This is a genomic window from Enterobacter sp. PGRG2, assembly GCF_030291195.1.
GTDB lineage: Bacteria > Pseudomonadota > Gammaproteobacteria > Enterobacterales > Enterobacteriaceae > Enterobacter_D.
The window spans coordinates 2112253-2112911 of record NZ_CP127837.1 but is presented as its reverse complement, the minus strand read 5'-3'; the positions used below and the strand labels follow the sequence as shown (position 1 = coordinate 2112911).

The following is a 659-nucleotide window of genomic DNA, read 5'->3' as shown; positions in this document are numbered from 1 at the left end:
AACCGGTGAAACCATAAAAAATCTGTGGCTGACGTTGCCGCTGATCACTTTCGCGTTTTGTTCAACGCCATTAATTTCCCCGCTGGCGGCACATTATCGTGAGAAGCATAACGGCGGAGAAACCAAAGCCGTGCTGGTTGTTCGCCTGGCTTATACTCTGATCTTTTTCAGTATTATTTTCTTTGTATTGAGCTGTATCCTGAGCATTCCTCATGAGACCTTTGTCGCCGCGAAAGCGCAAAACCTTAACGTCTTATCGGTAATGGAAGGTGAAAGACGCTCAGGATTACTTTTTTATGCTGCTCCGCTGATCGCCATTATCGGCATGACGAAATCCTTTTTAGGGATTTGCCTGCCGGTTGCTGAAACCTTCGCCGATCTGGTGACTGAAACAACCGGCGTAACTGAGAGCAAAGGTAAAACAATCGCGTTTCTGCTGATGTTCGCCGTGTCGTTTGCTGTGGTCTATGTGAACCCGAATGTGATCAATCTTATTGAAACCGTCTGCGGGCCAATGATTGCTATCTTCCTGTTCCTGATCCCGGTCTTTCTGATTTATACCCGCGATGCACTGCGTCCCCTGCGTGGAGTGACGCCGATGATTGTTTTAACGGGTGGTGTGCTGACCGTCTCAGCGTTACTGTACGGGATGTTGTGAC

At 48.4% G+C, this 659-nt stretch carries 1 pseudogene; it reads left to right on the top strand.

The annotated features are described in order from the left end of the window. Window positions 1-658 (top strand): annotated as a pseudogene (locus QRD42_RS09135) (AAA family ATPase); the annotation flags it as partial. Between the last annotated feature and the right edge of the window lies 1 nt (window position 659).